This window comes from Streptomyces sp. NPDC048192, from assembly GCF_043202415.1.
Classification (GTDB): domain Bacteria; phylum Actinomycetota; class Actinomycetes; order Streptomycetales; family Streptomycetaceae; genus Streptomyces.
Genome location: NZ_JBIDAL010000009.1, coordinates 275,646 through 294,121 on the forward strand (window position 1 = coordinate 275,646; position 18,476 = coordinate 294,121).

General features: G+C 71.3%; 18 protein-coding genes. 1 reads left to right on the forward strand and 17 read right to left on the reverse strand.

Annotated elements, in window-relative coordinates; translation table 11 throughout:
- Positions 1-86 precede the first annotated feature (86 nt).
- Together ACGFZN_RS21355 and ACGFZN_RS21360 are read right to left on the reverse strand one after the other, a co-directional pair.
- On the reverse strand, positions 87-710 hold the full coding sequence (locus tag ACGFZN_RS21355) for a PadR family transcriptional regulator (RefSeq protein ID WP_393860204.1): 624 nt from the start codon (positions 708-710) through the stop codon (positions 87-89).
- A 102-nt stretch (positions 711-812) separates the two neighbouring features.
- On the reverse strand, positions 813-1,394 hold the full coding sequence (locus ACGFZN_RS21360; protein ID WP_393860036.1) for a GNAT family N-acetyltransferase: 582 nt from the start codon (positions 1,392-1,394) through the stop codon (positions 813-815).
- 64 nt (positions 1,395-1,458) lie between these two features.
- Here ACGFZN_RS21360 and ACGFZN_RS21365 point away from each other — a divergent pair, with 64 nt between their 5' ends.
- Positions 1,459-2,460, forward strand: coding sequence for an RluA family pseudouridine synthase (locus tag ACGFZN_RS21365; RefSeq protein WP_393860037.1), 1,002 nt, complete (start codon positions 1,459-1,461; stop codon positions 2,458-2,460).
- Positions 2,461-3,185: 725 nt separating this feature from the next.
- Here the strand turns inward: ACGFZN_RS21365 and ACGFZN_RS21370 are convergent.
- The 15 genes from ACGFZN_RS21370 to pafA all read right to left on the reverse strand — a co-directional run bounded on the left by ACGFZN_RS21370 (position 3,186) and on the right by pafA (position 18,470).
- Positions 3,186-4,652: a cytochrome P450 gene (locus ACGFZN_RS21370; RefSeq protein ID WP_393860038.1), complete on the reverse strand. Its 1,467-nt coding sequence runs from the start codon at positions 4,650-4,652 to the stop codon at positions 3,186-3,188.
- Between the two features lie 73 nt (positions 4,653-4,725).
- Positions 4,726-5,346 carry an ATP/GTP-binding protein gene (locus ACGFZN_RS21375; RefSeq protein ID WP_393860039.1) on the reverse strand — a complete coding sequence of 207 codons (621 nt, stop codon included), beginning with the start codon at positions 5,344-5,346 and terminating at the stop codon, positions 4,726-4,728.
- Positions 5,327-5,746 (reverse strand): DUF742 domain-containing protein, encoded by a 420-nt coding sequence (locus tag ACGFZN_RS21380; protein ID WP_393860040.1) that lies wholly within the window; start codon positions 5,744-5,746, stop codon positions 5,327-5,329. The genes ACGFZN_RS21375 and ACGFZN_RS21380 overlap by 20 nt, the downstream gene beginning before the upstream one ends.
- Positions 5,743-6,147 (reverse strand): roadblock/LC7 domain-containing protein, encoded by a 405-nt coding sequence (locus ACGFZN_RS21385; protein WP_393860041.1) that lies wholly within the window; start codon positions 6,145-6,147, stop codon positions 5,743-5,745. Before ACGFZN_RS21385 ends, ACGFZN_RS21380 begins: the two co-directional genes overlap by 4 nt.
- Positions 6,144-7,811 (reverse strand): sensor histidine kinase, encoded by a 1,668-nt coding sequence (locus ACGFZN_RS21390; protein ID WP_393860042.1) that lies wholly within the window; start codon positions 7,809-7,811, stop codon positions 6,144-6,146. The genes ACGFZN_RS21385 and ACGFZN_RS21390 overlap by 4 nt, the downstream gene beginning before the upstream one ends.
- Positions 7,812-8,196: 385 nt before the next feature.
- Positions 8,197-11,049 carry a DEAD/DEAH box helicase gene (locus tag ACGFZN_RS21395; RefSeq protein WP_393860043.1) on the reverse strand — a complete coding sequence of 951 codons (2,853 nt, stop codon included), beginning with the start codon at positions 11,047-11,049 and terminating at the stop codon, positions 8,197-8,199.
- Between the two features lie 91 nt (positions 11,050-11,140).
- Entirely contained in the window at positions 11,141-12,082 is a 942-nt protein-coding gene (gene tatC / locus ACGFZN_RS21400) for a twin-arginine translocase subunit TatC (RefSeq protein WP_393860044.1), read from the reverse strand.
- Between the two features lie 48 nt (positions 12,083-12,130).
- Complete coding sequence (tatA, locus tag ACGFZN_RS21405; protein ID WP_393860045.1) at positions 12,131-12,418, reverse strand: Sec-independent protein translocase subunit TatA; 288 nt, start codon at positions 12,416-12,418, stop codon at positions 12,131-12,133.
- A gap of 284 nt (positions 12,419-12,702) precedes the next feature.
- Positions 12,703-12,897, reverse strand: coding sequence for a hypothetical protein (locus ACGFZN_RS21410; protein ID WP_393860046.1), 195 nt, complete (start codon positions 12,895-12,897; stop codon positions 12,703-12,705).
- A gap of 42 nt (positions 12,898-12,939) precedes the next feature.
- Positions 12,940-13,200, reverse strand: coding sequence for a hypothetical protein (locus ACGFZN_RS21415; protein ID WP_393860205.1), 261 nt, complete (start codon positions 13,198-13,200; stop codon positions 12,940-12,942).
- Positions 13,201-13,310: 110 nt separating this feature from the next.
- On the reverse strand, positions 13,311-14,303 hold the full coding sequence (locus ACGFZN_RS21420) for a helix-turn-helix transcriptional regulator (protein WP_393860047.1): 993 nt from the start codon (positions 14,301-14,303) through the stop codon (positions 13,311-13,313).
- A 14-nt stretch (positions 14,304-14,317) separates the two neighbouring features.
- Entirely contained in the window at positions 14,318-15,271 is a 954-nt protein-coding gene (locus ACGFZN_RS21425; RefSeq protein ID WP_330341034.1) for a WYL domain-containing protein, read from the reverse strand.
- Positions 15,272-15,452: 181 nt separating this feature from the next.
- A complete protein-coding gene (locus ACGFZN_RS21430; RefSeq protein WP_393860048.1) occupies positions 15,453-15,824 on the reverse strand; it encodes an FKBP-type peptidyl-prolyl cis-trans isomerase in 372 nt (123 codons plus the stop codon).
- 130 nt (positions 15,825-15,954) lie between these two features.
- Positions 15,955-16,965 carry an FKBP-type peptidyl-prolyl cis-trans isomerase gene (locus ACGFZN_RS21435; protein WP_393860049.1) on the reverse strand — a complete coding sequence of 337 codons (1,011 nt, stop codon included), beginning with the start codon at positions 16,963-16,965 and terminating at the stop codon, positions 15,955-15,957.
- 143 nt (positions 16,966-17,108) lie between these two features.
- Positions 17,109-18,470, reverse strand: a complete 1,362-nt coding sequence (gene pafA / locus ACGFZN_RS21440) for a Pup--protein ligase (RefSeq protein ID WP_330341031.1) — start codon at positions 18,468-18,470, stop codon at positions 17,109-17,111.
- Positions 18,471-18,476: the final 6 nt, after the last annotated feature.

Genomic DNA, 18,476 nt, shown 5'->3' on the forward strand with positions numbered 1-18,476 from the left:
CGGAGCCGCCGCACGGCGGATCCGTTTCGGGGTTCGAGACCCCGGCGGAGCTGCTGCAACAGCGCCGCCGGGGTCGTGTTCTCGGGTCAGGTGGCCGCGGCGATGTCCGGCGGCAGCTCGCCCGTCTCGTGGTAGCGCCGCCAGTCGTCGACCCTCGGCAGGGTGCCCTCCTTGATCTCGGCCAGGAAGCCGCGGACCCATGCGGCCTGCGCCTCGGTCATGTGCAGTTGGTACTCGGTCTCGACGAGGAAGAGCCGCGGCAGCGTCTCGTACAGCTTCTGCAGCGCGCCTCTGCCGCTCGCCACCTGGATCTCCAGCGCGGTGAGCCGCTCCTCCAGGAGCCGCACGACCTCGTCCGGGTGCAGGGCGCCCATGAGGGAGAGGGCGGTCTCGAAGATCGGGTACTCCTTCACCGGGACGGCGATGAGGTCCGACAGCCACTCGGTCAGCTCCTCGCGCCCGGCGTCGGTCAGCCCGTACACCGTCCGCTCGGGGCGGTTGCCCGCCCGCTCCACGTCGGTCACCTCGACGAAGCCGTGCTTCTCGAGGTTCTGCACGACCGTGTAGAGCGAGCCGTACTTGATCTTCGTGCTGGTGTCCTTGCCCTGGCGGCGCAGCGTACGGGCGATCTCGTACGGATGCATGGGCTTCTGCCAGAGGGTCGCCAGCACCGCGAGCGCCAGCGGGTTGCCCGGCTTGCGGCGCTTCATGGCCACGGCGCTCACCTCGCTCCCGAATATCCGTGAGCGAACATATCGCGTCCCAGTCGCGTTGGTCAATACACACGATGTATCGCGTGCCCGAAGCTGCGGTCAGTCACCCTGCACACGCGCGTGGAGGTGCATGTCGTGCCAGCCGTCGGCGCGCAGCAGTGCGCTGCGCCGGGTCCCCTCGGCGAGGAAGCCGGCCTTCACGGCGACCCGGCAGGAGGCCTGGTTGGCGGTGGCGTGCGACAGTTCGAGCCGGTGCAGGCCGACCTCGTCGAGCGCCCAGCGGGACAGCGTGGTGGCGGCCCGCACCGCGACACCGCGTCCCCGCGCGGCCGGCACCGTCCAGTACGCGACCTCGGCGCAGCCGTCGCCGAGGAGGATGGCGCGCAGCGCGACCCGGCCGAGAAGCGCACCGGTGTCCGCGTCCGCCACGGCCCAGTGGGCCTCGCGCTCGCCCTGCCAGCCGCTGCGCCACTGAGCGATCCAGCCGGCGACCTCCTCCTCGGAGTCGGCGGACCTGATGTGCCACTGGTGCATCAGCGGGTCCTGGAACGCGGCGTACACCGCGGGCGCGTCCTTCGGGCGCCAGGGGCGCAGGAGCAGGCCGTCGCCGGTGGGCAGGGAAGGCTGGGGGATGCGGGCGAGGGTGCCGGCGGGGACCACCGGCCTGTTGAGATACGGCATGATCGCATCCTGCCGCCCGCGCGGCCTGCGGCCCACCGGATTCCGCCTCGTACCCTTGACCCCGATGAGACGCCGTACGCCGCCCCCGCCCGCCCCGCTCCCCCAGCGCGACGGCGTCGACCCCGTGCGGGTGCGGCTGCCGTACGGCGGGACGTGGGCCACCGTGCGGGAGCATCTGGTGCAGCGGCTGACGGGTGCCGCGCCCGGCATGGTCGAGGCCATGTTCGAGACGGGGTCGGTCGTCGGCGCCGACGGGCGGCCGGTGGCGCCGGACGCGCCGTACGTGCCGGGGATGTTCGTGTGGTTCCACCGCGAGCTGCCGGCCGAGGTGCCGGTGCCGTACCCGGTGGAGGTCGTCCACCGGGACGAGCACATCGTCGTCGCCGACAAGCCGCACTTCCTCGCCACCACCCCGCGCGGCAGCCATGTCGCCGAGACCGCGCTGGCCCGGCTGCGCAGCGAGCTGGGCCTGCCGGCGCTGACCGCCGCGCACCGCCTGGACCGGCTGACGGCGGGGCTGGTGCTGTTCACGGTCCGGCCCGAGGAGCGCGGCGCGTACCAGACCCTGTTCCGGGACCGCCGGGTACGCAAGGAGTACGAGGCGGTCGCGCCGTACGACCCCGCGCTGGAACTCCCCCGGACCGTGCGCAGCCGGATCGTGAAAGAGCGCGGGGTGCACGCGGCCCGGGAGGTGGAGGGCGAGCCGAACGCCGAGACGTACGTCGAACTGGCCGGGCGCCGGGGCGGTCTCGCCCGGTACCGGCTTCATCCGGCGACCGGGCAGACCCATCAGCTGAGGGTGCATCTGAATGCCCTGGGCGTACCCATCCTCGGCGATCCGCTGTACCCGGAGGTGACCGCCCCGGTACCACCCGGCGACTTCCGGCGCCCCCTGCAACTGCTCGCCCGCAGGCTGCAGTTCACCGATCCGGTCACCGGCGCGAAGCACACGTTCGTCAGCGGCCGCACCCTCCAGGCCTGGGAGTCCTACGACGCCTGGGCGGACCGGGGCCAGGGCCGCGGGGCGGACACGGGAGGCCACACGGAGCCGCGGCTGCCGCGGTGATGGGCGGCGGGTTCGGCGAAGCCGGGCCCCAGGGGAGCGGGTTCGGAGAGGCCGGGGGTCTGCGGAGCGGGTTCGGTGAAGCCGGGGGCCTGGGGAGCGGGTTCGGTGAAGCCGGGGACCCGGGAAACGGGTTCGGTGAAGCCGGGGACCCGGGAAACGGCTTCGGGAAGCGGGTTCGGAGAGGCCCGGGATCTGGGGAGTCGGAGAGGCCCGGGATCTGGGTCGCGGGTTCGGAGAGGCCGGGGACCCGGGAAACGGCCGACCAGCCGCGACGCGGCACCGGACGGCCGACGCCGGCACCCGGCCCTGCACAAGCCCTCGGCGCTTCGCGGCCTCCCCGCCGCATCACCGCGTAGCGCCGCCTTCCCCTTCAGGCCCGGCCACGAAGCACCCGTCAGCCCCGCCGCTGCACTGCGAAGCGCAGTCCCCACCTGATGGCGAAGCATGCTTCACCCGACCACTTCAGGGGGGAGCGTGCCTCCGGCTCGGCCGCGCAGCGCTCTCCAGCCCCGCCGCCTCATCGCGAACCGCCCCCCGGCCCCGCCGCGAAGCACCCTTCACCCCACCACTCCAGAGCGAAGCGCCGTCCCAGCCCGGCCACGAAGCGCCCCTCAGCCCCGCCGCCTCACCGCGAACCGCCACCCCGCCTGATGGCGAAGCGCCGCCCCCCGGCTCGGCCGCGAGGTGACCTCCCCCCTCCCCCTCGCCCTACCGCGAAGCGCCCCTCACTCCCCCCGCCACCAGTCGAGCAGGCGGCGCCAGAGGCTCGGGCGGTGCGGGGGTGTCTGGGGTGGCGTGGTGGAGGGCTCGGGCGGGGTGGGGCGGGCGGCTGGGGTCGGGGCGGAGCCCTGCGCGCCGGTCTGCCAGGTGCGCTGCGGCGGGACGGCGCCCGGTTTCGGCAGCATGTCGACGTCCTGCTGCGGCTTCGGCTCGAAGCGCACGGGCAGGGCCACCAGGTGCCGGGAGGCGATGGACGACCGCCAGCGCAACTCCTCCACGCGGCAGTCGAGCTGGATGTCGGACAGCCGCGTCAGCAGCGCGTCGACGCCGACGTCGGCGATGGCACGGCCGATGTCCTGGCCGGGGCACTCGTGCGGGCCGCCCCCGAAGGCGAGGTGGGAGCGGTTGCCCTGCATGCTCGCGGACAGGTCGGGGCGGATGCGCGGGTCGAGGTTGCCCGGCGCGGGTGCGAACAGCAGCCCGTCCCCCTTGCGGATGCGCTGCCCGCCCAGCTCGGTGTCCTGCTTGGCGTAGTAGCCGAACACGGTGCTGAACGGCGGCTCGTCCCACAGGGACTGTTCGATCGCCTCCGGCACCGTCATCTGGCCGCCGCTGAGCCGGGCGCGGAAGCCGGGCTCGGTCAGGACCATGCGCAGCGCGTTGGCGAGCAGGTTCGCGGTGGCCTCGTAGGCCGCGAACAGGACGAGCCGCAGGTGTTCGCGGACCTCGTCGTCGCTGAGCCCCGCCGGGTGGGCGATGAGGTGGCTGGTGAAGTCGTCCTCGGGCTGGGCGCGGCGCCGGGTGGTGAGCCGGCTCAGCGCGTCCATGACGTAGGCGTGGCTCTGCAGGGCGGTCTCGGTGCCCTTCAGAGCGTCCCGCGCGGCCTGCACCATCCGGTCGTTGTACTCCTCGGGCATGCCGAGGATCTCGCACATGACGGCCATCGGCAGATGGTCGGCGAACTGGGAGACCAGGTCGGCCCGGCCGCGCTCGCAGAACCTGTTGACCAGGCCCTGGGTGTAGCGGCCGATGTGGCGGCGCAGGGTGCGGTGGTCGATGGGGGTCATGGCCGCCGTGACCGCCGCGCGCAGCCGCTCGTGTTCGTCGCCCTCGGCGTGCGAGCAGATGGGCTGCCAGGCGATGTGCGGCATCAGCGGGTGGTCGGGTTTGACCATGCCCTCCAGCAGCGGGCTCCAGATCCGGCTGTCCCGGGTGTAGAGGGAGGGGCTGCGCACCAGGTGCTGGTTCTCGGCGTGCCCGAGGACGACCCACATGGGTACGTCGTCGTGGAGCAGCACGGGCGCCACGGGGCCGTGCTCCTCGCGCAGCCGTTCGTAGAGGGCGCCCAGGTCCTCGGCGTCGGGGCCGTACAGGCGGCGCAGCCCGCCGGGGCCGAGGCCGTGCGCGGGGCAGCCGGGAGGCGGTCCGGGGATGGGGTCGGTGCCGGTCAGCGAGGGGGTTTCAGACGTCACGGTGTGTCGCTCCGGAGCGAAAGGACGGTGCGGGAACGGGGGTCGTCGGTCGGGGTCGTCGGTCGGCGCGCGGTCAGGCGAGGGCGCGGGACAGGGCGATGGAGTGCAGGAAGCGCATCAGGGTCATCAGGACCTCCTTGCTGGAGGCCCGGCGGCGTACGTCGCAGTCGACGATCGGGATCTCCGGGGTCAGGTCGAGTGCGGTGCGCAGTTCCTCGAGGGGGTAACGGGGCGCGTCCGGGAAGGAGTTGACGGCGACGACGAAGGGCACGCCGCGTTCCTCCAGCCGGCCCATCACGTCGAAGCTGACCTCCAGGCGCCGGGTGTCGACGAGGACGACCGCGCCGAGCGCGCCCTCGAACAGCCCGTTCCACAGGAACCAGAAGCGCTCCTGGCCGGGGGTGCCGAAGAGGTAGAGCACCAGTTTGTCGCTGATGCTGATCCGGCCGAAGTCCATGGCCACGGTGGTCGCCGTCTTGGACTCGGAGCCGTAGTTGTCGTCCACGCCGATGCCGGCCTGGGTCATGGTCTCCTCGGTGGTCAGCGGTCTGATCTCGCTGACGGAACCGACCATGGTGGTCTTGCCGACGCCGAAGCCCCCCACGATCACGATCTTCACCGCGGCCTGGGCGGTGTGCGGCAGGTGGTCCTCGGTGCGTGGGCCGGGGATGGTGTCAGAGGCGTTGAAGTCCATGCATCACCGCTTCGAGGAGTGAACGGTCGGGGAGCGCCTGGCGGACGACCGGGGCGCGCACCTGCACCAGTTCGGCCGTGATCAGCTCGGTGATCAGGACGGTCATCGCGCTGAACGGCAGGTTCAGGTAGGCCGAGAGCTCGGCCACGGACAGGGGGTTGGCGCACAGCCGCAGGACGGCGGCCTGCTCCGGTGAGGCGGCCGGCTCGGGCGCGTCGCGCGCCACGATCAGCGTCACGAGGTCGAGTTCGGCGCGTGCGCCGTCCTCGGATCCGGCTACGGCGTAGAGCCGTTCGGGGTTCTTGGGTGCGGGCTGGCCCTCCGCGGGTGCGGGCGGCGCCGGGCGGGGTGGTGGCGGTGGGGGGGCCGGCTCGCGCCGTTTGCGTCGTGGAGGAGTCATACGGTCTGCCCGTTCCGCCGGGGCGGACTGGTGAGATGGGCGCCGATCCGGACGACGAGGTCGCGCATCATGCCGCTCATCCGGCCGGGTTCGCAGGTCACGTCGGCGAGGACGGCGAGGTAGGCGTTGTCGCCGGCGTTCATGAGGTAGAAGTAGCCGCCCTCGATCTCGAAGACGACGACCTTCAGATCACCGGCGCCCGGCAGTTCCTGGATGATGGCGCCGGCCAGGCTCTGTACGCCCGCGCAGGCGGCGGCGACGCGGTCGGCGGCGTCGGGGTCGCCGCCGTAGCGGGCGATGCGCAGCCCGTCCGCGGAGAGGACCACGATCATCTCGATGCCCGGCACGCCGTCGTTGAGCTGCTTGAGCATCCAGTCGATGTTGCCTCGCTGCTGGATCACTTGAGGTCCCCCTCGTCGTCGGCCTCGGTGGCGCCCTCGGCGGGCTCGTCCGCGTAGTCGTTGAGCAGGTGCACGTACTTTTCCGGGTGCCGCGTGAAGTCGGTCAGTTCCGGCCCGGTGGCGTCCTCGGGCATGCCCTTGCGCAGGCCGTTCCAGAAGTCCTCGATGCCCTGGCCGAGCGGCCGGTCCATGAGCCTCTTGCGTTCGGCGTCGATCTCGGGCTCGGGTTCGGGCTTCGGCTGGGACCAGATCGTCGGCCTGCCCTCGCGCTCGGCCTGCTCGATCGCGGCCTGCTCGGCGAAGCGCTGGCTGATCGGGGTCTTCACCCGGCTGCGGCGCTGCGGCAGGCCGCCCGCCGTCCACTCGGTGACCACCGGGACGTCGTCCTCCATGGAGATCCCGGCCGGGATCTTGGGACTGGTGGGGCGGCGCCGCTTGGGCGGGCGCTTGGGGCCCTCGACGGCGCCCAGCTCGGGCATCGGGGTGCCGGTCGCGCCGATGCCGTGGGCGGCTCCCACGCCGGGCTCGGTGGTGGTCATCACGCGGGGCACGATGAGGATCGCGCGGCAGCCGCCGTAGGCGGAGGCCCGCAGCGAGACTTCCATGTCGAACATCCGGCACAGCCGTCCCACGACGGCGAGGCCGAGGCGGGGGCTGTCGCCGAGGTTGTGCGCGTCGTCGAGGTTCTTGGCGTCCTCGATCATCTTCTCGATGCGGGCGCGGGACTCCTCGGTGAGGCTGACGCCGGCGTCCTCGATCTCGATGGCGATGCCTGCCTGCACCTCGGTGGCGGTGACGTGCACCTTGGCCGTGGGCGGCGAGTAGCGGGTGGCGTTGTCGAGGAGTTCGGCGGCGGCGTGGATGACCGGCTCGACGCTGGTGCCCTTGATGTTGATGTTGACGATGGAGCTGAGCTGGATGCGGCGGTACTCCAGGATGCGCGACATCGCGCCGCGCAGCGTGCTGTAGAGGGAGACCGGCAGCGGCCACTGCCGGCCGGGGCGGCCGCCGCCGAGGACGGAGATGGTGTCGGCGAGCCGGCCGATCAGGGAGGTGCCGTGGTCGATGCGCAGCAGGTCGTCGAAGACCTCGGGGTTGCGGCCGTGGTCCTCCTCCATCTCCCGCAGTTCGTTGGACTGCTGGTGGACGATGGCCTGGACGCGGCGGGCGATGCTCACGTAGGAGCGCTCGGTGGCGTCGCGCATCGAGATCTCGCGGTCGGCGCCGCGCATCGCGGCCCGGAACATCTGGCGGTAGGAGTCGGGCAGGGCGCGCAGTTCGGGGTCGACGTCGTAGCCGTTGACCATCACGTCGCGCAGCGGTTCCCCGGCCCGCAGCCGCAGATGGCCGTTGGGGATGACCTCGGTGGCGAAGCGCATCATCAGCTCGTCGTGGGCGGCGAGCCGGTGCTCCAGATACGCGGTGTGCCGGGCGTTCTCGGCCCGTTCGGCGCGCAGCGTCCTGCCGCGGCGGGCGGCCTCCGCGCCCGTGGCGAGGATCAGGAGCAGGGCCACGGCCCCGACCGCGCCGACGGCGACCCGGGCCGACGCCGGGCCCAGGGCGAGGGCCGCACCGATCGCGGCGGCCATCACTATGGCCGGCGGCAACAGCACGCGCGCGTAGGGACGTTCACGGCCACCGGGAGGCTTCTGCACACTCACCATGGATGCCTTCTGAGACGAATCGGCTGGGTGTCGGAAGAGCTTGCGGGGGGAAGGTTCATGGAACTGTCGGGATCTAACGCATGATTGGGAACAGGCGCACGAATTCACCTCAACTCGGTGCGCCGCGGGCGAGCTTAGTCCGACCGGATCATCGCCGTGTCATATTCGGCAAGCACCTGAAATCGCCCGTACGGCAGGAGTACGCTCGGCTCCATTTGCACGGCGGGCGTTCGTTCGAACACACACAGTGAGGCCGCACGAGCGTACGAAAGCCGCTCACCGTGATAGGTGAACGGCTCGTACGACCCCTGACACCGGAGCCACGGACCGGATGCGGATCACCCCTGCGGGGGAGCCCGCGCATCCGCCCGGAAAGGGCCCTCGGTCAGCCCACCGACGAGTAGGCGACCACACCCCGCAGCAGTTGCTCCGTGGCCTTGCGCGCGGCCTTCCCCACGGTCGAGTCCTCCGTAGGAGCCGCCGCGGAGATCTGGCCCAGCACGTCGATGACCTGCTTGCACCACCGCACGAAGTCACCGGCGGGCATGTCCGCCTCGCGCAGCACCTCGTCCAGGCCCTTGCCCGAGGCCCACATGTACGCGGCCCAGGCGAAGCCCAGATCGGGCTCGCGCTGCCCGACGCCCTCGGTCTGGCTGATCCGGAAATCCTCCTCCAGACCGTCCAGCCGGCCCCAGATGCGGATCATCTCGCCGAGCGCGGCCTTCGCCTTGCCCGAGGGCAGCTTGGGCGCCATCGCGTCGTCGCCGACCCGCGCCTCGTACACCAGCGCCGAGACGCAGGCGGCGAGTTCGGCGGGGCTGAGCCCCTCCCAGACCCGCTCGCGCAGGCACTCGCTGGCCAGCAGGTCCAGTTCGCCGTACAGCCGGGCGAGCCGTCTGCCGTGCTCGGTGACCTCGTCGCCGCGCAGATAGTCCAGCTCGGTCAGCAGCGCGACGATCCGGTCGAAGGTCCGCGCGATGGTGTTCGTACGGCCCTCGATACGGCGCTCCAGCTGCGAGGTGTCGCGCAGCAGCCGGTGGTAGCGCTCGGCCCAGCGGGCGTGGTCCTCGCGGTCGTCGCAGCCGTGGCAGGGGTGGGCGCGCAGCGCGGTGCGCAGCCGGGCGATCTCGCGGTCGTCGGCGGCCTGCGAGCGCTTCTTGCGGGCCCGCTCCGGCGGGATGTGCCCGGCCTTCGTGCGCAGCGCCGAGGCCAGGTCCCTGCGGGACTGCGGCGAGCGCGGGTTGAACGACTTCGGGATCCGCATCCGGTCCAGCGGCTCCACCGGCACCGGGAAGTCCATCGACGCCAGCCGCTTGACCTGCCGTTCGGCGGTCAGCACCAGTGGACGCGGGCCGTCGTGGTGGTCGAAGCCGCGATGGCCGTTGGAACGGCCCGCGGGCAGGCCCGGGTCCAGCACCAGCGCGAGGCCCGCGTACTTGCCCGTGGGCACGTGGATGACGTCGCCCGGCTTGAGCTTCTCCAGGGCGACGGCGGCCTCCGCCCGGCGCTGGGCCGCGCCCTGCCGGGCCAGCTCGGTCTCCCGGTCCTTCAGCTCGCGGCGCAGCCGCGCGTACTCCTCGAAGTCGCCGAGGTGGCACGTCATGGAGGCCTTGTAGCCGGCCAGACCCTCTTCGTTGCGCTGCACCTGGCGGGAGATCCCGACCACCGACCTGTCCGCCTGGAACTGCGCGAAGGAGGTCTCCAGCAGCTCGCGGGAGCGGTGCCGGCCGAACTGCTCCACCAGATTGACCGCCATGTTGTACGACGGCTTGAAGCTGGAGCGCAGCGGGTACGTGCGCGTGCCCGCGAGACCGGCGAGGTGCTCGGGGCTCATGCCGCGCTGCCACAGCACGACGGCGTGGCCCTCGACGTCGATGCCCCGGCGGCCGGCGCGGCCGGTGAGCTGGGTGTACTCGCCGGGGGTGATGTCGGCGTGCTGCTCGCCGTTCCACTTGACGAGCTTTTCCAGCACGACCGAGCGGGCGGGCATGTTGATGCCGAGCGCGAGGGTCTCGGTGGCGAACACCGCCTTGACCAGGCCGCGGACGAACAGTTCCTCCACGACCTCCTTGAAGGTCGGCAGCATGCCCGCGTGGTGGGCGGCGATGCCGCGCTCCAGGCCCTCCAGCCACTCGTAGTAGCCGAGGACGTGCAGGTCCTCGGACGCGATGTGCGCGGTGCGCTCCTCGACCAGGGCGCGGACCTGTTCGCGCGCCTCCTCGTCGTTGAGCCTGAGGCCCGCGTACAGGCACTGCTGGACGGCGGCCTCGCAGGCGGCGCGGCTGAAGATGAAGGTGATCGCCGGGAGCAGGCCCTCGGAGTCCAGGCGCTCGATGACCTCGGGCCGGCCCGGTGTCCACACCCGCGAGCGCTGCCGGCGCTCCCGCTCCCGGTCGGCCTCGCGCATGGACCTGCCGCGTCTGCGGTCCTGGTACGACGGTCTGGTGGCCTCCATGCGGGCCAGGCGCGCCAGGTCGGGGTTGACGGCCTTCTTGTGGCCCTCCCCCTCCTCGAACAGGTCGTACATCCGCCGTCCGGCGAGCACGTGCTGGAACAGGGGCACGGGCCGGTGCTCGGAGACGATCACCTCGGTGTCGCCGCGGACGGTGTCCAGCCAGTCGCCGAACTCCTCGGCGTTGGAGACGGTCGCCGACAGTGACACCAGCGTCACCGACTCGGGCAGGTGGATGATCACCTCTTCCCAGACGGCGCCGCGGAAGCGGTCGGAGAGGTAGTGCACCTCGTCCATGACCACGTAGCCGAGGCCCAGCAGGGTCTGGGAGCCGGCGTAGAGCATGTTCCGCAGGACCTCGGTGGTCATCACGACCACCGGCGCCTCGGAGTTCACGCTGTTGTCGCCGGTGAGCAGGCCCACCTTGCCGGTGCCGTAGCGGCGGCACAGGTCGGCGTACTTCTGGTTCGACAGCGCCTTGATGGGTGTCGTGTAGAAGCACTTCTTGCCCTGCTGCAGGGCGAGGTGGACGGCGAACTCGCCCACGATCGTCTTGCCGGAGCCGGTGGGGGCGGCCACCAGGACGCCCTTGCCGGCCTCGAGTGCCTGGCAGGCCTCGATCTGGAAGGGGTCGAGGCCGAAGTCGTACATCTCGCGGAAGGACGCGAGCGCGGTGGCCTGCTCGGCTGCCCGCCTGCGGGCTGCCGCGTACCGCTCGGCCGGTGAGAGGTCCTCTGTCATCGTGCTTTCGAGCGTACCGGGCCGCACCGACAACAGGACGATCATTATCCCGAACGTCGGCCCACCTGCCACGACGGCGCCCCGTCCCTTCCGGGGCGGGGGCGCCGTCGTGGTGTTCCGTGCGGTGCGGAGCGGCTCAGGTCACGTCGTCGTAGCCGTTGACGTGGTCGGTGCCCGGCGGCTCGGGGGCGCTGCTGGCGGTCACCGGCTCGATCTCGCCGATGTCCTCGGGGGTGAGGTCCAGTTCTGAGGCCTCGTCGTCGGCGGGGCCCTCGGCCTCCCGGCGCGCCCGGCGCCGGTCGTTGAACAGCGAGACGGCCACGGCGACGAAGAACAGCAGCCAGATCGGCGCCGCGAGCGCCAGCATCGAGATCGGGTCGGCGCCGGGCGTGGCCACGGCGGCGAAGGCGGCGATGCCGACGACCATGCCCCGCCACCAGCCGAGCATGCGTCTGCCGGAGACGATGCCGGTGAGGTTGAGCATGACGAGCAGCAGCGGCATCTCGAAGGCGAGGCCGAAGACCACCACCATGCGCGTCACCAGGTCGAGCATGTTGTCCAGCGGCAGCAGGTTCTCCGCGCCCTTGGGCGTGAGATCGATCATCACCTTCGCCGTGGTGGGCAGCACGTGGTAGGCGACGTAGCCACCGCCGATGAAGAGCGGGAAGCCGAAGCCGACGAAGCCGTAGGCGTACTTCTTCTCGTGGCGGTGCAGGCCCGGCGCCACGAAGGCCCACAGCTGGTAGAGCCAGATCGGCGACGCCACCACGATGCCGGCGGTCAGCGAGGCCTTCAGCGCCAGCGTGAAGGGCGTCAGCAGGCCGCTGACCGTGAGGTGCGCGCAGTGGACGTTCTTCGACTTGGCCAGCTGCCCGAAGGACTGCGAGCAGCCGACCGAGCGCAGGAGCGGCTCGGTGATGAAGTTGATGATGTCCTGGTAGAAGAACGCGGCCACGATCGTGACCACGAGAATCGCCAGGACACCCTTCGCGAGCCGGTTGCGCAGCTCACGCAAATGATCCGCGAGCGGCATCCGCCCCTCGGGATCCCTCTCCTGCTTGCGGGCAGACTTGAGCAACCCACATCCTCATCTCGTGCAGCGGACCGGAATCTCCCGGTCCTCGCGTCAGCGCTGGGTGGTCGTGTCCGTCGGCTCGCTGACCGGCCGGGAGCTGTTGACGTCGCCGGGCGCGGCCTGGATGGTGCGCTGGGCCGGGGTCTGCTCCTCGGCGGGCTCCGCGGAGTTGTACGCCGCCTTGCCCTCTTCCTTCATCGCCTTGGCCTCGCTCTTGAGGATGCGCGCCGACTTGCCGAGCGAGCGGGCCATGTCCGGAAGCTTCTTGGAACCGAACACGAGGACGATCACCAGGATCAGCAACACAATGTGCCACGGCTCAAGTGCGTTGCGGAACATAAGTCTTCACCTTCTCACTGAGGCGGGGCGGCGGGGCATGTCCGACGGGTCGGACAAGTGTCTGACCATCGTGCTGGCAGCGATCGTAGCGCCCAGGGGTGAACGTAGGACAATCCCCGTGCGTACTCCCGCTCTCTGTGCGGACCGCGCCTCAACTCTCCGGGCCGCGATCTGCAGCGTACCTGGACGGACCGGTCGGGTGACAGGGCGAAGTGACCCAAAGCGCATTGACTGCGCGGTCTCACAGGGCATCGACAGCCTGCGCCGGACCGGCCTACGGGGCCTCACAGCGCATCGGCGGCCCGTGCCGCACTGACCGCCGCCCGCTCCAGGTCCTCCGCCGCCCTGTTGATCCGGCGCGCGGAGTCCGCGACCTGCTGCCCGAGGCGCCGGGCCTCCAGAAAGACCCGGACGGCGAGCACCCCCAGCACCGCGAGACCCAGGAAACCCAGCGCTACCGCGAACATCGGCCAGAACATGACGTCGAGACTAAACCGTCCCCGGCGGCGGACCGCAGCCGCCTACGCCGTGGAGTGCAGCCTGAGCGTCCTGACCCCGCCGCCCGTGAGCAGCTCGACGATGCGCTCCCCCGCCGGCTTGCGGACGGCCGCGCCGCACTCGGGGCAGGTGAAGGAGTAGAACGTGGTCCGGCTGCTCGCGCCGATGGCGAGGCGCAGCGCGCTCGCGGCCAGCTCGAAGCGGCCCCGGCAGTCCGGGCAGCCCGCCCGGAACACCACGGGGACCGCTCTTCTCATCCCGGCGAAGGCGGCCGCCACCGTCATCTCACCCGCACGCTCGCTCACAGGCCTCGCTCCTCCTCGTGGTCGTTCGCCCGCCGGCGGTGCGCCCTCGCCGGCCGCGGCGCCATGGGGGCGCTCGGCGCCCCGGCCGCTCACGCCGGCTGCGCCGTGTCGTACGCCGCCAGCGCCTCCGCCGCCGCTCTGCGGGCGCTGTCGGCCAGCTCCGGCGGGGAGACGATCCGCCCGTCGCGGCCGAGCCGGAGGGCCAGCCGGCGCAGCGAGGCCGGATCGGGGGTGCGCAGGGTGATACGCAGCCCGCCGTCGGGAAGCTCATCGGCGCTGTCGTGCGGGTAGTACTCGGCCACCCAGCGGCCGCCCGGCCCGACCTCGACCACGACCTCGGGGTCCTCGGCGGCCGGCTGCACCAGGGCCTCGGACAGATCGCGCAGCTCCACCTCGGGCGGCGCCGACGGCTCGTCCAGGATCCGGATCTCCGCGACCCGGTCCAGCCGGAAGGTGCGCCGCGCCTCGGAGCGCCGGCACCAGGCCTCCACATAGGTGTGGCCGACGCTGACCAGGCGGATCGGGTCGATCTCCCGCTCGGTGACCTCGTCGCGGGCCGGGGAGTAGTAGCGGATCCACAGCCGGCGGCGCTCGGAGATCGCCCGGTCGACGTCGGCGAAGACCCCGCCCTCGGACTCGAAGGTCACCGACAGCCGGGCGCTGGCGCCCGCGGCCTCACCGGCGGCGGCCTCCACCTTGGCGGTGGCCCGCAGCAGGGCCTGCCGGTCGCTCTCGCGCAGCCCGGGCAGGGTCGAGACGGCGCGCGCGGCCACCAGCAGCGCGGTCGCCTCGTCGGCGGCCAGCCGCAGCGGCTCGGCCGCGTCCTCGCCGAGCGCGGCCGGGTTGTGCCACCAGATCCGCTCGCCGTCGGTGTCGATGTCCAGCAGATCGCCGCCGCGGAAGCTGGTGCCGCACATCGGCAGCAGATCCAGGTCGGCGACCAGCTCGTCCTCGGTGATGCCGAAGGCGCGCGCCACGTCCGCGATCCGCGCGCCGGGCCGCTCCCTGAGATAGGTCACCAGGGACAGCATCCGCCGGGTCTGGTCGATGGCGTTCACCGTCCTGACCGGTTTGCCTGCCACAGTCCCGCTCCCCCTCAGCCCTTGGCCACGGCACGCAGCCGGTCCACCACGTCGGCGCGCAGCTCGGCCGGCTCCAGCACCACCACGTCCGGCCCGAACTCCACCAGCCAGGCGTCCAGGCCGTGCCCGTACGGAATCTCCAACTCGTCCCAGCCGTCGCCGAGTTCCCGCACCCGGGTGGCCTTCGCCCGAAGGGGGTAACCGGCGCCGGAACGCAGCCGGATCAGCGCCGTGCCGTCGGCGATCTCGCCCGCCCAGCTCGCGACGGTCTCCCGCACGGTGACGACGTCGGGCACCGGCGCGGTGAAGCCCGTGCCGCGCGAGCGGACCCGGCCGGTGATCCGGGACAGCCGGAAGACGCGCTCGGCGCCCCGGTCGCGGTCCCAGCCGGCCAGGTACCAGTGGCCGCGCCAGCACTCCAGCGCCCACGGCTCGACGTGCCGGGGCTCGGGGTGGGCGGCGGAGGCCTTGCGGTAGTCGAAGACGACCGGGCGGCGGTCGCGGCAGGCCAGCATCAGCGGCTCGAAGGCGGCCTCGTGCACCGGGATACGCGGCTCCAGGGCGCCGTGCGCCTCGTACGGGTCGACGTCCTCGGGCAGCCCCGCGGCCCGCAGCTTCTGCAGGGCGCCGCTGGCCGCCCCGGCCAGGCGGGCCTGCTGCCACACCTTCGCGGCGAGCCCGAGCGCCGCGGCCTCCTCGGCGTCCAGGGTGATGGGCGGCAGCCGGTTGCTGTCCCGGCGGGCGAGATAGCCGACCTCGCCGTCCAGGTTCTCGACCGTCTCGATCACCAGGCCCAGCTCGCGCAGGTCGTCCTTGTCCCGCTCGAACATCCGGTTGAAGGAGTCGTCACTGCCCGCTTCGAGGTAGGCCTCGATGGACTCGCGCAGCTCACGCTTGCTCAGAGGCCGCCGTGTGCCGAGCAGACACAGCGCGAGGTTCATCAGCCGCTCGGCCTTGGCAATGGCCATCGACGCCCTTCGCCTTTCCTATGGTGCTTCCGACCGATGACCGTACCGCTCCGGGGGGCACCGGCAAAAGCCGAGGGCCCATGCCCGCACAGGCATGGGCCCCAGGTGATCGGATCCGGTCGGATCCGGGCTGCCGATCAGGTGTCGGTCCCGTGGGGACCGGGCGGGGATCCGGCGGGGATCAGACGCCCAGCAGGTCCACCACGAAGATCAGCGTCTCGCCCGGCTTGATCGCCGGGGTCGGGCTCTGGTCGCCGTAGGCGAGGTGGGCGGGGATGGTCAGCTGGCGGCGGCCGCCGACCTTCATGCCCTGCACACCCTGGTCCCAGCCCGCGATGACCCGGCCCGCGCCCAGCGGGAAGCGGAACGGGGTGCCCCGGTTCCAGCTGGCGTCGAACTCCTCGCCGGTGCTGAAGGCGACACCCACGTAGTGGACGGTGACGGTCTGGCCGGCCTGCGCCACCGGCCCGTCGCCCTCCCAGATGTCCTTGATCTCGAGGTCCGCCGGCGGCTCGCCGCCCGGGAAGTCGATCTCGGGCTTCTCGATGCTCACGTCAAAAGCTCCTGCTTGTGTACGACACGAAACGCCGACAGTCTTTCATCCCGGCCGCCCGCCGCCCGCCACGGACACCGGCCCCGTCACCAACACGGCACGGAGACGGCAGGGAGACGGTCACCGCCTGCTACATCGCGGCGAGGATGTCCACCGTGAACACCAGCGTCGAGCCCTTCTTGATGACACCACCGCTCGGCGGAGTGTCGCCGTACCCCAGCTCCGGCGGCACCACGATCAGCACCCGGCTGCCCACCTTCTTGCCGGTCAGCCCCTGCGCCAGCCCCTTCACCGCCTGCTGCATCTGCTCCAGCGCGAACTGGCTCAGCCGGCCCGAGCCGTACGTCCGCTGAAACGTCTTGCCACCGTCCCACACCAGCCCCTGGAACTGGCACAGCACCGTCTGGTCGGCCTTCAGCTCCGGCCCGTCGCCCTCGAGGACATACGTCGACACCAGCTTCTTCGGCGCCGCCGTCTTCGGGACCGTCACCTTCGGGACCGCGCCGTCGGTGTTCGTGCCCACCTTCGGCAGCGCGGCGTCCGTCTGCGGCACCGCCCTGCCCTTCGCCGAGCTCTTGGAGTTGAACGAGTCGATCAGGTCGATCACGAACACCAGCGTGTCCGTGCCCTTGATCCCCGCCTGCGCGTTGCCTTCCTTGCCGTAACCCCAGGTCGGCGGCACCGCCATCAGGACCCGGCTGCCGGTCTTCCTCCCCGCCAGCCCGTACCGCCAGCCGTCGATGATGCTGCCCTGGGCGAGCTGCATCACCAGCGGGCGCTTGCGGTCGTAGGAGTTGTCGAAGACCTTGCCCGTGTCCCAGATCTGGCCCAGGTAGTTCGCCTGGATGAAGTCGTTCTCCGCGATCGCGCGGCCACCGCCCGCGATCACCGTCTTCACCGCCAGGTCCTTCGACGGCGCGCCGGGGCCCTTCGCCACGGCCGGCTTCTCCCCGAACTTCGTGCCCCCCGTGATCGCCGGCAGCGGAGCGTCCACGATCTTCGGCGGAGGAGCCGTGGACACCGACGGCGACGGCGACGGCGAGACACCGGCCTTGCTGGATCCGGACTTGTTGTCACCGCACGCGGACACAGTGACCAGTCCGGCGGGAACGGCGGCGAGGAGAAGTGAGCGTCGGCGCACGGAAGAGCCTCGTAATCGGTCGATCTTGCGGATGGCGTGCGCGCAACTCTACGGCGTGAGCAGGGCGCCGTACGAGAAACGTACGACGCCCGTGTGGCGTTCCGGCATTTCACACCGGAAACGCTTGACTCACCCGTCTTGCACTACATTCCGGCGATCAGCTTCTCCACCCGGTCGTCCACCGAACGGAACGGGTCCTTGCACAACACGGTGCGCTGCGCCTGGTCGTTGAGCTTCAGATGCACCCAGTCGACCGTGAAGTCCCTGCGCTGTTCCTGTGCCCGCCGGATGAAGTCGCCGCGCAGCCGCGCCCGAGTCGTCTGCGGCGGAACCGACTTGCCCTCGAAGATCTTCAAGTCGTTGCAGACCCGGGCCGCCTGACCCTTCTTCTCCAGCAGGTAGTACAGGCCACGACGACGGTGGATGTCGTGGTAGGCGAGGTCTATCTGCGCGACCCGCGGATGCGACATCGTCATGTTGTTCTTCGACCGGTACCGCTCGATGAGCTTGTACTTCATCACCCAGTCGATCTCGGTGGCGATCCGGTCCAGCTCCTCGGTCTCGATCGCGTCCAGCGTGCGGCCCCACAGCTCCAGGACCTGCGCGACCGTGCCCGTGCGGATCCCGCGGCGGTCGCAGAAGTCCACGGCCTTGTCGAAGTACTCGCGCTGCACCTCCAGCGCGGATGCCTCGCGGCCGCTCGCCAGCCGCACCTTGCGCCGGCCGGTGATGTCGTGGCTCACCTCGCGGATCGCCCGGATCGGGTTCTCCAGCGTCAGGTCGCGCATCACCGTGCCCGCCTCGATCATGCGCAGCACCAGATCGGTCGCACCGACCTTGAGCAGCATCGTCGTCTCGGACATGTTCGAGTCACCGACGATGACGTGCAGCCTGCGGTAACGCTCCGCGTCCGCGTGCGGCTCGTCACGCGTGTTGATGATCGGCCTCGAACGGGTCGTCGCCGAGGACACACCCTCCCAGATGTGCTCCGCCCGCTGACTCACGCAGTACACCGCACCACGCGGCGTCTGCAGCACCTTCCCCGCGCCGCACAGCAGCTGCCGTGTGACCAGGAACGGGATCAGGATGTCCGCGAGCCGCGAGAACTCCCCGTGCCGCGCCACCAGATAGTTCTCGTGGCAGCCGTAGGAGTTGCCCGCCGAGTCCGTGTTGTTCTTGAACAGGTAGACGTCGCCCGCGATTCCCTCCTCGTGCAGGCGTCGTTCCGCGTCCACCAGGAGTCCTTCGAGAATGCGCTCGCCGGCCTTGTCGTGGGTGACCAGCTCGATCACATTGTCACACTCGGGTGTCGCGTATTCCGGATGTGAGCCCACGTCGAGATACAACCGGGCGCCGTTTCGCAGAAAGACATTGCTGCTGCGGCCCCATGACACGACACGGCGGAAGAGGTACCGCGCCACCTCGTCAGGAGACAGGCGCCGCTGTCCCCTGAACGTGCACGTGACGCCGTACTCGTTCTCCAGCCCGAAAATGCGGCGGTCCATGACTGA